The sequence below is a fragment of the Meridianimaribacter flavus genome (assembly GCF_004366715.1).
Classification (GTDB): domain Bacteria; phylum Bacteroidota; class Bacteroidia; order Flavobacteriales; family Flavobacteriaceae; genus Gaetbulibacter_B; species Gaetbulibacter_B jejuensis.
Window position 1 is genome coordinate 123754 of record NZ_SOQZ01000005.1, and the last position, 15031, is coordinate 138784.

Sequence of the window (15031 nt, forward strand, 5' to 3'; positions counted from 1 at the left end):
AGGATTTTATTTTTATGATTTTAAATTGAGTTTTAAATTGAGTTCTGTGAGTTGCTCTTCATCAATAGGAGCAGGAGCATCTATCATAACATCTCGACCAGAATTGTTTTTTGGGAATGCAATAAAATCTCTAATGGTTTCTTGACCTCCAAGAATAGCCACTAGTCTATCTAGTCCAAAAGCTAAACCACCATGAGGAGGAGCTCCATATTCAAAGGCATTCATAAGGAAACCAAACTGCGCTTTTGCTTCTTCTTCGGTAAACCCTAAATAGTCAAACATTAAGGCTTGTGTTTTTTTATCATGAATTCTTATAGAACCACCACCAATTTCGTTTCCGTTTAACACTAAATCATAAGCGTTTGCTTTAACAGCTCCAGGGTTGGTTTCTAAAAGTTCCAATTGTCCTGGTTTTGGAGAAGTAAATGGATGATGCATTGCATGGTAACGCTCTGTGTCTTCATCCCATTCTAATAATGGAAAATCCATTACCCAAAGTGGTGCAAATTCATTTGGTTTTCTTAATCCTAAACGTTCAGCAAGCTCCATACGTAAAGCACTTAACTGTGTTCTTACTTTATTTGTGTCACCAGATAGCACACAAATTAAATCTCCTGCTTTAGCTCCAGTTACTTCAGCCCATTTAGCTAAATCGTCTTGGTCATAAAACTTATCCACTGAAGATTTGAAAGTACCATCATCATTACAACGACAATACACCATTCCTAAAGCGCCAACTTGCGGTCGCTTTACCCAGTCAATAAGTTTGTCTATCTCTTTTCTTGTGTAACTGTTTCCTCCAGGAACAGCGATTCCTACTACTAATTCAGCGTTGTTAAAAACACCAAAGTCTTTATGTTGTGCTACTTCGTTAAGTTCTCCAAACTCCATTCCAAAACGAATGTCTGGTTTGTCGTTTCCATACAAGCGCATAGCATCGTCATAAAGCATTCTTGGGAATTCTTGAATATCAACTCCATTTACTTCTTTAAGTAAATGACGTGTTAAACCTTCAAAAGCGTTTAAGATATCTTCTTGCTCTACAAACGCCATTTCACAGTCTATTTGTGTAAACTCAGGTTGTCTGTCGGCACGTAAATCTTCATCTCTAAAGCATTTTACAATTTGAAAATACTTATCCATTCCACCAACCATAAGCAATTGCTTAAAAGTTTGAGGTGACTGCGGAAGCGCATAAAATTGACCTTCGTTCATACGAGAAGGTACCACAAAATCGCGAGCTCCTTCAGGAGTAGACTTAATTAAATACGGAGTTTCTACTTCTATAAAACCTTCTTTTGATAAATAGTTGCGAACTTCTTGAGTAACTTTATGTCTGAATATCAAACTGTTTTTTACTGGATTACGACGAATATCTAAGTAACGATACTTCATACGTAACTCTTCACCTCCATCTGTATCATCTTCAATAGTAAAAGGCGGTAATTTGGCAGAGTTTAAAATGGTTAATTTGCTTACCAATATTTCAACGTCGCCTGTAAGTATGTTAGGGTTTTTAGAAGCACGTTCAATAACAGTTCCTGTAACTTGAATGACAAACTCACGACCTAGCTTTTGAGCTTGTTCCATCATGGTTTTAGAAGTGCGTTCTTCATCAAAAATAAGTTGTGTAATACCATAACGGTCGCGTAAGTCTACCCAAACCATAAAGCCTTTATCACGAACTTTTTGAACCCAACCTGAAAGTGTTACTTCTGTATTAATATGTGATGCTCTTAACTCACCACAGTTATGACTTCTATACATACTATAAATTTTGATGTGCAAATTTAATGAAGTTAAATGATTATCAAATAAAAAAAGCCTCAACATTTGTAGAGGCTTTTCTGCTATTAATCAAACTACTTAAACAGGGTTAAGATAGTACTTTCATTATTCTTCAATGCGTTCATTCATAGAAAACGCTACTTGCTCTTCTTCTTCATTGCCAGATGATCTTTTTCGGAGCCACATTTTAAACTTAGTGACTAAGAAGAATAGAACAGGAACTATAATAAGGGTAAGGAACGTTGCAATAAGTAATCCGTAAATTACTGTCCAAGCTAATGGTCCCCAGAAAATAACGTTGTCACCACCAATGTATACATTAGCATCAAACTCTTTAAATAATGTAAAGAAATTAATGTTTAATCCAATGGCTAATGGTACTAAACCAAATATAGTTGTGATTGCAGTTAATAGTACTGGACGTAAACGTGCTTTACCTGCTTTTACAATACTTTCGTATAAATCTTCTTCTTCAAGGTAATCGTCATCTTCAAGATTAAGATTTACCTTTTTTCGGTCAATTAACAGTTGTGCGTAATCTAGGAGTACAACACCATTGTTTACCACAACTCCTGCTAGTGATATAATACCAACCATGGTCATCATAATTACAAAGGCGCTTCCTGTTATAACAATTCCTCCAAATACACCTATTAAACTTAAGAAGATCGCTAACATGATAATTGTTGGCTTTGAAATAGAGTTAAATTGGAATATTAAAATGAAGAAAATTAAACCTAAACCTGTAAAGAATGCACCCATTAAAAAGGCCATTTGTTTGTTTTGCTCTTCAATTTGACCAGTATAATCTACTTTAATATTATCAGGCAAACCTTCGTAAGCCTGCATTTCATTTTGAATTTGGGTTACCACAGCTCCTGCATCAGTAAATCCTGGTGCTAATGCTGAATAAACTGTTACCACACGCTTGGTGTCTTTGTGTTTAATAGCACTAAAACCTGAAGTATTTTCGGCATGAGCAATGGCAGAAACAGGTATCTCTTTAATTTGCCCACTTGCCATATCTCTAAATGTGATTTTTTGATTGAAAAGTGCACTTTTATTGTAGCGGTTATCTTCATTAAATCTCACATAAATATCATAATCGTCACCACCTTCTTTGTAAATACCAGCTTTAGACCCAAAAATAGAATTACGTAATTGCTGCCCAACTTGTGATGCAGATACACCTAATTCACCTGCTTTTTCTCTGTCAACAATAACACGCATTACAGGTTTGTCTTTGTTAACATCAATTTTAAGCTCATCAATACCAGCTACGTTTTTACTGTTGATAAACTCACGCATTTGCTCAGCAGCATTGATAAGTTCGTTATAGTCTTCACCTTCTAATTCGATATTAATTGGTGCTCCTGCAGGAGGTCCATCAACATTTTTTTCTACAGAGATTAATACACCTGGGAATATGCCAACTAAAGCTTTTTGAACTTTTTGACGCAGTAACTCACTGTCTTCACCTTCACGATATTTAAATTCACGCATTGATGCGGTAATTTTTGCTTTATGAGGCATTTCGGCAGCTGAACCACCATCGGTTTGTGGGTTTCCAGCACCTTCACCAACTTGAGATACAGCACTTTCAACCATAAAGTTGTAATCGCCATTTTTATATTGGTCGTCATCTAAAACATCGTAAACAATCTTTTCAATTTCTTTGGTTATAGCATTGGTTTTTTCAATTGCTGTACCTTCAGGATATTCAATGTAAACAATGATTTGATTCGGGATGTTATCTGGGAAAAACTCTACTTTGGTACGTTGGGTAGCTAATGAAGCTCCAAAAGCTATAAAAGCAATAATAAGCAGTAAAAATGTTCCGACAGCTAAACCGTAAGGACGCCAACCTTTTAAGGCTTTACGCAATTGTCTTTCATACCAGTTTTCTAGTTTTACTAATGTTTTGGTTTGGAAATTATTTGCCCATTTACGTAAAAACAATCGATACACCCAAAGCATAACAGCTGTAAATACCATTAAGGTTCCTAAAGCTCTGTATTCTCCACCAACAATAAATATAATAATACCAATAACAGCCATTATAATTGTTGTTCTTATGATTTTGTGAAGAGGCATGTCTTTGTCTTCGGTATTCATAAATTGAGATACTAAAACAGAGTTAAAGAAAATAGCCACGAATAATGATGATCCTAATACTATAGATAGTGTTTGAGGTAAAATCATCATAAATTCTCCCATAATTCCAGGCCATAATCCTAATGGAATAAAGGCAGCTACTGTAGTTGCTGTTGAAATGATAATAGGAAACGCAATTTCACCAATACCTTTTTTAGCAGCTTCAATTCGGCTCATACCTTCTTCGTCCATTAAACGATAGACGTTTTCAACAACCACAATACCATTGTCTACCAACATACCAAGTCCCATAATTAGTCCAAATAATACCATGGTGTTTAGGGTAATACCAAACATACTTAGTATCATGAGCGACATAAACATAGACATTGGTATTGCAAACCCAACAAATATGGCATTTTTAAATCCTAAGAAGAACATTAAAACGGTTACTACCAGAATAACTCCAAAAATGATATTGTTTACTAAATCATCAACTTGACCGATAGTAACTGAAGATTGGTCGTTAGTAATGGTAATGTCTAAATCTTGAGGGAAAACATTTTCTTTAGATTCCTTAACTATAGTATGAATTTGTTCTGCAGCATCCACCATATTTTTACCAGCACGTTTTTTTACATCAAGCATTACTACTGGATGTCCATACTCACGTGCATAAGTGGTTTTATCTTCTTCTTTAAAGCTGACCGTTGCAACATCTTTTAAATAGATAGGATAATCGTTTTCAGATTTTACAACAAAGTTTTCCAATTCTGAAGGTGTTTCGATTTCACCTAAAACTCTAATCGTACGACGTTGTCCACTCGCTTTGATGTTACCAGCAGACATAGTTACGTTTCCACCATTTATGGCATTAATGATATCGCTAAAGGTTACTTTAGCTGCGGTCATTTTATAAATATCTACAGCAACTTCAACTTCTTTTTCTTGCGCACCACGAATAGCAACTTCTTTAATTTCTAGTAAGTCTTCAATTTCATCTTGAAGGTACTCACCATATTCTTTAAGTTTTTCTACAGGATAATCACCAGAAATATTAATGTTTAGAATTGGCATTTCTTCTGAAAGACTTAGCTCAAACACATCAGGTTCTACTTTTGCACCATTAAATGTTGGCCAATCCTCGCCAGCAGTTTCAGATTCTATTTCGTCTTTTACCTTCTGTTTGGCTTGTTCAACGGTTAAGTTTTCGTCAAACTCAACAATTACCATAGAATAATCTTCGGCTGAGGTAGAGGTTATTTCTACTACATTACTTACGGTTTTTAGCTGGTCTTCTAGTGGGTCTGTTACTAGTTTTTCAATGTCCTCAGCTGTGTTTCCTGGAAAAACAGTGCTTACATATATTTTGGTTTCGTTTACTTCTGGGAAGTTTTCTCGTGGCATATCAAAAAATGCCGAAACACCTAGATAAAAGAATACCAATATAAGGACATACATTGTCGTTTTATTGTTGATTGCCCATGAGGACAACCCAAATTCTTTATTGACTTTTTTCTGTTTGTCAGTCATAACTTTGGTTGATCGTTAATTGATTGAGTCTTTATTGATATTAATTACCTTAACTGTTTGCTCGTCTTTAACACTACGTGCACCTTCTTTAATGATTTCAGCACCTTTTTCAATTCCTGAAAGGACTTCAATAACATCTCCTTGTGTTTTACCAGTTTTGATAATTACTTTTTTAGCAACACCTTCTTCTTTGTCATTTTTATCTTCAACAACATATATGTATTGCTCGCCTTCAGCATTTTCGGAAATGACACTTTGAGGGATTAAAATGGCACTCTCATTAGTGTAATCGTTGATTTTTAACTTCGCTGTTAAGTTTGGTTTAATAGTATTGTCTCCTTTAGGTAATCCAATTTCAACTTTAAATGTTCTGTTAGCAGCATTGATAAAATCTCCTGCTTGACGAACATTACTTTCAACAGTTTTACCAAGTACAGGAAACTCAACATCTACATGTTTACCTACAGTAACGTCTTTAATGTAACGCTCAGGAACCTCAGTTTCTATATACATATTACTTAGGTTTACAATTCGCATTAAAGGCGATTGACCAGCAGCTACAACACTACCTTGTTCGGTAATAACGTCATCAATAGTTCCAGAAAATGGAGCTCTTACAGTAGTTTTAGCTACTTGTTGTTTTATTTGGTCAACAGCTTTTTGTTGCGCTTCGTAATTAGATTTTGCTTGTAAAAATTGAATTTCACTACCTATGTTTTGATCCCATAAACGTTTTTGACGTTCGTAAGTGGTTTTAGCTAAATCTGCTTGAATTTGAAGCTGAGATAATTGTTGGCCTAATCCACCATCATCAATTTTAGCTAACACTTGTCCTTTAGTTACCTTTTGTCCTTCTTTTACATATACATTGGTAAGAATACCATTATACTCTGGTGTGATTACTAAAAGGTTTTTTGTTGTAACATTACCTTGAACTTCAAAATAGTGGTTAAACACTTCTTGTTTAGCTGTGATTGTAGTAATAAGTGGTACTTTTTTTACAGTATCTAATTTTGAAATAACAGCATCTAGTTGTTTTAGCTTTTCATCTGCTTCGTGTTGTTCTGCAACAACTTCAGCACGTTTTTGGCGTAATAATTCTAGATTGTTGGAGCTTAAAACATTCTCCATAGAGTTCTTTTTGTTTTCGCCTCCACATGAGACTAAAACTAAAGCTGTAATTACTAATAAATATATTTTTTTCATGATGTGGTATTACGTAATTGATTAGTTTGATTGAATATTGTTAAGTGTGGTTTCTAATTCTGCTTTAGAGTTAATTACGTTAAGCATAGCTTGTAAAAACTCTTGTTGAGCAGTGTATAGTTGAGTTTGAGCTTGACGTAACTCAAAGCTAGAACCTACACCTTCAAAAAATTTGGTTTGGTTTTTACGCTCGATACGTTCGGCTAGATTAAGATTTTCTTTTTTGTTGTCGTATTCTTCAATAGCAAATTGGTATTCGCTTTTAGCATTAGCTATTTTAAGTCTTATTTGTTGTTCGGTTTCGGTTAAATCAGCTTTTGCTTTTTCAAGATTTATTTGAGCACGTTGTGTTGAAGCACTTCGCATACCTGAACTAAATATTGGAATGTTTAAGCTTACACCAAATAATGAAGAACCAAACCAATCTTGTTCCTTTTCTAAAAAGGAAAAATCATCGCTAAATGCAGAATAGCCACCATTAACAAAAGCGTTTAGTGTTGGTAATGCTTTGCTTTTTTCTAGTTTAACTAAAAGCTCTTTTGAAATCATATCGTTTTCAGAAATTTGAAAATCAATAGTATTTTCAACAGACTCGTCAGCTTCTAATAATTCTAAGCTTATATTTTGTGCTGTTAAGGTTTCTAAATTATCAGTAAGTGTTGTTTGAGAATTTAAGTCAATACCAAGAGTTATATTAAGCATTTGGTAGGCTAATGTTTTTAAACGCTCAGTATTTCTTAAGTTACTTTCTACACTAGATAATGTGATTTTTAATTGCTCAACGCTCTCTTCTTCTTCAAGACCATTTTCATAAATCTTAGTAGTCTCGTCAAGGTTTTTAGTTAGTACTTCTAAGTTTCTTTTTAAAATAGAAATACTTTCTTCTGCAAGTAATACATTTCCGTAAGCGTTAATTACTGCTTTTCTTACTTCTAAATCGGTTTTAACTTTAGCATTTTCAGAAATTTGTAAATACACTTTTGCCGATTGTAAGCCAACAAGATATGACCCATCAAAAAGTAATTGAGATAAGGTAGCTGTTGCTGTTACGCTTTGCTTTGTTCCAAAACGTAAAGGAATAAACCCTTGAGGAGTAGTAACATTGAAGTTATCTTGAGTTACATCAAAATAGTCATTCACTATATCAATAGTACTTTGAGTATTGTCAAAAGCAGCAGCAGGTAAAAGCTGAACTTGTTGTTTTAACCAGTTTTGATAATCTACACCAACATTAACTTGTGGTAATCCTGCAGCAGTGGTTTCCCATTTTTGCTTTTTGGCTGCTTCTATATCTCGAGTAGCATTTTGTGCCGATCGATTGTTTTCTAGAGCATAATCTATAGCTTCCTGTAGGCTGAAATTATAGACATTCTCTTCTTGAGCAAAAGCTGACCAAGACAAGAATAACCCTAAAAGGATAATTGAGATGTGTTTCATTAATTATTGTTTTGATTGATTTGTAAATAGTTGTTTAAGTGTTCTAGTCCTTTGCTTGTGCAAATACCTCGCAAATGGTATTCTAGATAATTGTTCATAAGCATTCTCATAGAAAAATGTTCTAATGGAAATAATGACTTGTCTTTTAAAGCCATCATACAATTAAAATAGATTTTTGATATGAAATCTGAATTCAAATCTTCTCTAAATAATCCCATTTTTTTACCACGTTCTATGTTGCACCCAACACAATCTTCCATAACGCACATTTGTTTTTCTTTAATGTTATGGAAAATTTTTGGGTAGTATTTTTCTAGTTGATATTGAGGAGAAGACTTTTCATCTTTTAAGTTTTTCATCAAAAACTGTTTGATTTCATAAATCTCTTCAATAGGGTTTTTTTCTTGGGTTCTAATCTCTTCAATACCAGTAGAAATAATTTGAAACAAAAGCATTACTGATTCTTCAACCAATACGGTTTTGTTTTCAAAATACTGATATATCGTTTTTTTAGAGATGCCTTGCGCATTGGCAATATCATCCATAGTTACACTCTTAAACCCATAGGTTAAGAACAAATCGACTGCTGTTTTTAAAATATCTTGCTTCATAATTCTGAGGCAAAACTACGATAGGAAACTTTAAAAACAAAAAAAGTTTCCAAAGTTTTAACAATTATTTAATATTGAAGATTGTGCTTGTTATACTGACGACAAATACCGATTTTTGTTTCATGCAAACAGTACAATATTATCAAGAGCAGTTTATAGCTTATTTGGAAGAGTTTACAAAACAACGTGAGCCAGAAAACCTTTATAATCCAGTTAATTATATTTTAAAGTTAGGAGGAAAGCGCTTGCGGCCTGTTTTAACTTTAATGGCAGCCGAAGTTTTTAATTGTGAATACCAAAAAGCGCTTGATGCTGCTTTGAGTGTTGAGGTGTTTCATAATTTTTCATTAGTTCATGATGATATTATGGATGATGCACCTTTGCGAAGAGGTCAAGAAACTGTTCATGAAAAATGGGATATTAACACAGGTATTTTGTCTGGTGATGCGATGTTAATTTTAGCATATCAGTTATTCGAAAACTATGAGGCTACTACTTTTCAGGCTTTGGCAAAGTTGTTTAGCAAAACAGCTTTAGAGGTTTGCGAAGGACAACAGTATGACATTGATTTTGAAACACGAGATGATGTTACTATTCCCGAGTATTTAAAAATGATTGAATATAAAACTGCTGTTTTGGTTGGTGCTGCTATGCAAATGGGAGCAATTGTAGCGCAATCTTCTAAAGAAGACCAAGAAGGTATTTATGCTTTTGGCAAAAACCTAGGTATAGCTTTTCAATTACAAGATGATTATTTGGATGCTTTTGGAGACCCAAAAACGTTTGGAAAGCAAGTAGGTGGTGATATTATAGAAAATAAAAAGACCTTTTTATATTTAAAAACCCTAGAGTTTTCAAATGCTAATGATAAGTTACAGTTGCAGCATCTTTTTAGTATTAATCCAACAGACGCTAAGGATAAAATAGAAACCGTAAAGCAGTTATTTGAGTCGAGTGGTGCTTCTGAAGCTACAAAAGAAGAAATAAAAAAATATACCGAAAAGGCGTTTTCAGTTTTAGAACATCTAAATATTTCAAATGAAAATAAAGCTATCCTTAAAGCATTTGGGGAACAATTAATGAACAGAAATGTATAATGCAGCTACCAGCAACTTTTGAAGAATTAATTGATGAAGCAAATAAGCTTGAGTTGTATTCTAAATTAGTAAAGCAATTAAACAAGGATTTCTTATTTGCTAATATTGATTTAGATTTTGATGAAGCTATTTTGCCAACAAGTTTAAAGCTACTGCTTCATGAAACCGTTTACAAACTCATCCAAGAAAAATTTGCGGAGTACCTTAACTTACTTTACATCATTGATGTGCCAGAAGATAAAATAAAACAGCTAAATGGTGATGATACTTTAAAACTTTCAGAAGAGGTTGCCTTTTTAATTTTGCTTCGCGAATGGCAAAAAGTATGGTTTAAGCATAAATACTCTTAAAAATAAAACCTAACAAAAGGCATCCAAGGGTCAGCATAAATGCTTTTGTCTTCATCATATAAAACGTCATACCGAATACCAAAGGTTACATTTTGAGTTCTGTAACCAGCACCAATAAATAAAGCAGGATACCAATAGTTTTGGTCTTCAATACCTAAATTATCTTCCCATTTTCTGCTTACGTTGAGTTCTTCAAATTCTGCAGAAAGCTGAATTTCATTTATAGGTTGAAAAAGACCAATTAAACTACCTCCAAAAATGGTGGATTTATAAAAGTTTTTTCTAGAGTTGTAAGTTCCATTAAGACCAAGCCCTAACGCAAATTGATTATTGAATTCATAAATAGCACTTGGTGCTAAAGTGCCACTAAAAAAGCCATCACCAAAGCTTAGTCCTACTCCTCCTCCAAATCGCACATGATTCCAAAAATCGCTAGTGTTTTCTTGGGCATTTACAGTGTTAAAACAAACCGAAATAAGTATTAATAAGATGATTTTTTTGAGGTTAAATTTTGTAGAAAAGGTCTTCATAGTATAAATAGTTGAAAAAGAGATGTTATAAATATAATAAAACATAAGTGTATTATAGTAAAAGTTGTACTTTTGTATAAATTTTGTCGGAACGATACAGTTTTTAACTACTTATGGATAAATATTCCTTTTTAAACGCAGCACATACAGCATATTTTGCTGATTTATACGAACAATATTTACAAAACCCAGACTCAGTTGAACCAAGTTGGAGAGCCTTTTTTCAAGGTTACGATTTTGGTAGTGAGAGTTACGGAATGGAAGGTGAAATTGTTGAAGGCGTTTCTACCCAAATTCCTGAGCATGTACAAAAAGAGTTTCAGGTTATAAAACTTATTGATGGTTACCGTAGCAGAGGTCACTTGTTTACAAAAACTAACCCAGTAAGAGCAAGACGTAAATATGTTCCAACGCTAGATATTGAGCATTTTGGATTGTCTAATAGTGATTTAGATACTGTTTTCAATGCAGGTGAAGTATTAGGGATTGGAGCACAAACTTTACGTGAAATCATCAAACACCTAGATAGTATTTATTGCGATTCTATTGGTGTTGAATACATGTATATTAGAAAACCTGAGGAAATCAATTGGATTCAGGAAAAATTAAATATCAACGATAACCAACCAAATTTTTCAGCAGAACAAAAAAAGCATATCCTTAAAAAACTTAATGAGGCTGTCTCTTTTGAAAGTTTCTTGCATACAAAGTATGTAGGTCAAAAGCGTTTCTCTCTAGAAGGAGGAGAGTCTTTAATTCCTGCATTAGATGCTGTAATTGAAAAAGCAGCAGACTATGGTGTTAAAGAGTTTGTAATGGGTATGGCACATAGAGGTCGTTTAAGTACGCTTACAAATATCTTTGGAAAATCTGCAAAAGACATCTTTAGTGAGTTTGATGGTAAGGATTATGAAGAAGAAATTTTTGATGGCGATGTTAAGTACCATTTAGGTTGGACAAGCGATAGAGTTACCGACTCTGGCAAAAAAATAAACCTTAACATAGCACCAAACCCTTCACACTTAGAAACTGTTGGAGCAGTTGTTGAAGGAATTACTAGAGCAAAACAAGACGATAAATATCCTGAAAACCCATCTCAAGTACTACCAATAGTTGTGCATGGTGATGCAGCTATTGCTGGTCAAGGATTGGTATACGAAGTTGTGCAAATGGCACAATTAGACGGTTATAAAACTAATGGAACCATTCATATTGTAGTAAATAACCAAATTGGTTTTACTACTAACTATTTAGATGCAAGGTCAAGTACCTATTGTACTGATGTTGGTAAGGTAACATTGTCACCTGTATTACACGTAAACGCTGATGATGCCGAAGCTGTGGTACATGCCATGTTGTTTGCTTTAGACTTTAGAATGCAGTTTAAACGCGATGTATTTATAGATTTATTGGGTTACAGAAAGTATGGTCATAACGAAGGTGATGAACCTAAGTTTACACAGCCATTACTTTATAAAGCTATTGCAAAGCATCAAAACCCAAGAGATATTTATGCTCAAAAACTAATTGACCAAGGTATTATCACTAAAGACCATGTATCACAATTAGAAGAAGATTACAAAGCATCTTTAGAAGAAAAATTAGAAGACTCTCGTAAAGAGGATAAAACAGTAATTACTCCATTTATGCAAAATGAATGGACTGAATATATTACTGTTGATGAAAATAAAATGATGAAACCTGTAGATACTGCTTATTCTGCTGAAGGATTAAAGCGTATCACAGAAGTAATTTCTTCATTGCCAAAAGACAAAAAATTCATACGTAAAATAGAGCGTTTAGTACAATCCAGACAAACTATGTTTGATGAAAACAAGTTAGACTGGGCTATGGCTGAACACTTAGCCTATGGTAGTTTACTAGAAGAAGGTCACGATGTTCGTATATCTGGTCAAGATGTAGAACGTGGTACATTCTCTCACAGACATGCCGTTGTAAAAGTAGAAGATAGCGAAGAAGAAATTGTATTACTTAATAAGTTGAGTGATAAGCAAGGAAAATTCTTTATCTACAACTCACTATTATCAGAATATGGTGTGGTAGGTTTTGATTATGGTTATGCTATGGCAAGCCCTAAAACCTTAACCATTTGGGAAGCGCAATTTGGAGATTTCAGTAATGGAGCTCAAATTATGCTAGACCAATATATTTCTGCAGCTGAAGATAAATGGAAACTTCAAAATGGTTTGGTAATGTTATTACCTCATGGTTATGAAGGTCAAGGTGCAGAGCATTCATCAGCACGTATGGAACGTTACTTACAACTATGTGCAAAAGATAATATGTATGTAGCAGACTGTACAACACCTGCTAACATGTTCCATTTATTACGTAGACAAGTAAAAGCAAAATTCCGTAAGCCTTTAATTGTGTTTACGCCTAAGAGTTTATTGCGTCATCCATTGTGTGTGTCAACAGTTGATGAGTTTGCAAATGGTAGTTTCCAAATGCTAATCGACGATGAGTCTGTAAAAACTGATGCTGTAAAAACGCTAGTGTTTGTAACAGGTAAGTTTTATTATGACTTATTAGAAGAACGCGAAAAACTAGAAAGAAACGATGTTGCTTTAGTAAGAATAGAGCAATTATTCCCATTACCAGAAAAAGAAATTAAAGCTGTTTTGGAAAAATACAGTCATGTTGAAGATATGGTTTGGGCTCAAGAAGAACCAAGAAATATGGGAGCTTATAGCTTTATGTTAATGCATTTAGATGAAGCTAAAAACTTTAGAGTAGCATCGCGAAGAGCTTATGGAGCACCTGCAGCAGGAAGCTCAGTACGTTCTAAAAAACGTCATCAAGAAGTTATTGATTTCGTTTTCGATAAAACAAAAAACAACCAACGATAAAATAAAAACAAATCCAAAAACATAAAATTATAGAACAATGATTTTAGAAATGAAAGTACCTTCACCAGGAGAGTCTATTACTGAAGTAGAAATTGCAGAATGGTTAGTGCAAGATGGTGATTATGTAGAAAAAGATCAGGCCATTGCTGAAGTAGATAGTGATAAGGCGACTCTTGAGCTTCCAGCTGAAGCTAGCGGAACGATTACCTTAAAGGCAGAAGAAGGTGATGCAGTTGCAGTAGGAGAAGTGGTTTGTTTAATTGATACAAGTGCAGCAAAACCAGAAGGATCTGATGCACCTGCAAAAGAAGAGAAAAAAGAAGAAGCACCTAAAGTTGAAGAAAAGAAAGCAGAACCAGTTGCAGAGAACAAAACGTATGCAACAGGAACAGCAAGTCCTGCAGCAAAAAAGATTTTAGCTGAAAAAGGAATGGAAGCTTCTCAAATACAAGGCACAGGTAAAGACGGTAGAGTAACCAAAGACGATGCTGTAAACGCAAAACCATCTATGGGAACTCCAACAGGAGGAAGTCGTGGAGAGTCACGCTCTAAACTATCAATGTTACGTCGTAAAGTAGCAGAGCGTTTAGTGTCTGCTAAAAACGAAACAGCAATGTTAACCACTTTTAATGAGGCTAACATGACACCTATTTTTGAATTGCGTAAACAATACAAAGAAGAGTTTAAAGCAAAGCATGGTGTAGGTCTTGGGTTTATGAGCTTCTTTACGTTAGCAGTGGTAAGAGCATTAAAAGAATATCCAGCTGTTAACTCTATGATAGATGGAAAAGAAATGATTTCTTACGATTTCTGTGATATTAGTATAGCAGTGTCAGGACCAAAAGGACTTATGGTTCCAGTAATACGAAACGCTGAAAACTTAACCTTTAGAGGTGTTGAAGCTGAAGTAAAACGTTTAGCATTAAGAGCTCGTGATGGTCAAATTACTGTTGATGAAATGACAGGTGGTACATTTACAATTTCAAATGGAGGTGTATTTGGTAGTATGTTATCTACACCAATTATCAACCCACCACAAAGTGGTATTTTAGGAATGCACAATATTATTGAGCGTCCAATTGCTGTTGATGGTAAAGTTGAAATTCACCCAATGATGTATTTAGCATTATCTTATGATCACAGAATTATTGATGGTAGAGAGTCTGTTGGATTTTTAGTTGCAATTAAAGAAGCACTTGAAAACCCAGTTGAGTTATTAATGAATAATGATGTTAAGAAGGCTTTAGAGTTATAAAGTAATAGACATATCATATAAAACAAAAAGCGCAATTCCCCTTAAATTGCGCTTTTTTCTTGAAAATAACTAACTAATAACTAAAAAAAATTGACAAGAATATTTATAGATATTATTAAAATGACACTAATTACTAAACCAATAATAAAAAGCTTATTAGAAGATTTTAAATTATGTTTCATCTTAATCGAGTCAATATTTTCACTCAAAATCCCTGGGCAATTAAGCCCAGAGCTTTCAAGTTTCCCTTATAAAAAATT

The 15031-nt window shown here is 34.0% G+C and carries 10 protein-coding genes; 4 read left to right on the forward strand and 6 right to left on the reverse strand.

The window, feature by feature from the left end:
* Positions 1-12: 12 nt before the first annotated feature.
* The 5 genes from aspS to A8975_RS11510 form a co-directional block, all read right to left on the reverse strand.
* A complete protein-coding gene (aspS, locus tag A8975_RS11490; RefSeq protein ID WP_134200629.1) occupies positions 13-1767 on the reverse strand; it encodes an aspartate--tRNA ligase in 1755 nt (584 codons plus the stop codon).
* Positions 1768-1893: 126 nt separating this feature from the next.
* Complete coding sequence (locus tag A8975_RS11495; RefSeq protein WP_134200631.1) at positions 1894-5415, reverse strand: efflux RND transporter permease subunit; 3522 nt, start codon at positions 5413-5415, stop codon at positions 1894-1896.
* A 15-nt stretch (positions 5416-5430) separates the two neighbouring features.
* The gene (locus A8975_RS11500; protein WP_134200633.1) at positions 5431-6621 is read right to left on the reverse strand and encodes an efflux RND transporter periplasmic adaptor subunit; all 1191 of its coding nucleotides are present in this window, start codon (positions 6619-6621) and stop codon (positions 5431-5433) included.
* 21 nt (positions 6622-6642) lie between these two features.
* Positions 6643-8058 (reverse strand): TolC family protein, encoded by a 1416-nt coding sequence (locus A8975_RS11505; protein ID WP_134200635.1) that lies wholly within the window; start codon positions 8056-8058, stop codon positions 6643-6645.
* Positions 8058-8669, reverse strand: a complete 612-nt coding sequence (locus A8975_RS11510; protein WP_134200637.1) for a TetR/AcrR family transcriptional regulator — start codon at positions 8667-8669, stop codon at positions 8058-8060. Before A8975_RS11510 ends, A8975_RS11505 begins: the two co-directional genes overlap by 1 nt.
* Positions 8670-8791: 122 nt before the next feature.
* Between A8975_RS11510 and A8975_RS11515 the strand changes: the two genes are divergently transcribed.
* Both A8975_RS11515 and A8975_RS11520 read left to right on the forward strand, forming a co-directional pair.
* A complete protein-coding gene (locus A8975_RS11515; protein WP_129760910.1) occupies positions 8792-9766 on the forward strand; it encodes a polyprenyl synthetase family protein in 975 nt (324 codons plus the stop codon).
* The gene (locus tag A8975_RS11520; RefSeq protein ID WP_134200638.1) at positions 9766-10116 is read left to right on the forward strand and encodes a hypothetical protein; all 351 of its coding nucleotides are present in this window, start codon (positions 9766-9768) and stop codon (positions 10114-10116) included. The genes A8975_RS11515 and A8975_RS11520 overlap by 1 nt, the downstream gene beginning before the upstream one ends.
* Here the strand turns inward: A8975_RS11520 and A8975_RS11525 are convergent.
* Positions 10113-10646, reverse strand: a complete 534-nt coding sequence (locus A8975_RS11525) for an alpha-ketoglutarate decarboxylase (protein ID WP_134200640.1) — start codon at positions 10644-10646, stop codon at positions 10113-10115. The genes A8975_RS11520 and A8975_RS11525 overlap by 4 nt on opposite strands.
* A 113-nt stretch (positions 10647-10759) precedes the next feature.
* Here A8975_RS11525 and A8975_RS11530 point away from each other — a divergent pair, with 113 nt between their 5' ends.
* Entirely contained in the window at positions 10760-13516 is a 2757-nt protein-coding gene (locus A8975_RS11530; RefSeq protein WP_134200642.1) for a 2-oxoglutarate dehydrogenase E1 component, read from the forward strand.
* 37 nt (positions 13517-13553) lie between these two features.
* Positions 13554-14771, forward strand: coding sequence for a 2-oxoglutarate dehydrogenase complex dihydrolipoyllysine-residue succinyltransferase (odhB, locus tag A8975_RS11535; RefSeq protein WP_134200644.1), 1218 nt, complete (start codon positions 13554-13556; stop codon positions 14769-14771).
* Positions 14772-15031 lie beyond the last annotated feature (260 nt).